The sequence below is a fragment of the Paenibacillus sp. 203 genome, from assembly GCF_037027525.1.
GTDB lineage: Bacteria > Bacillota > Bacilli > Paenibacillales > Paenibacillaceae > Paenibacillus > Paenibacillus polymyxa_B.
The window spans coordinates 1-206 of the sequence record NZ_JAXCHD010000116.1; the positions used below are offsets into that span (position 1 = coordinate 1).

The window sequence follows — 206 nt, forward strand, 5'->3', positions numbered from 1 at the left end:
ATCCGGTGAAATTTTAATACCTGTGAAGATGCAGGTTACCCGCGACAAGACGGAAAGACCCCATGGAGCTTTACTGCAGCTTGATATTGAATTTGGGTACGATCTGTACAGGATAGGTGGGAGCCGTTGAATCTTGAGCGCCAGCTTGAGAGGAGGCATCCTTGGGATACCACCCTGATCGTATCTAGGTTCTAACTTGGTACCGT

General features: G+C 48.5%; 1 rRNA gene. It reads left to right on the forward strand.

Annotated elements, in window-relative coordinates:
• Positions 1-206 (forward strand): 23S ribosomal RNA (locus WA407_RS26660); the annotation flags it as partial.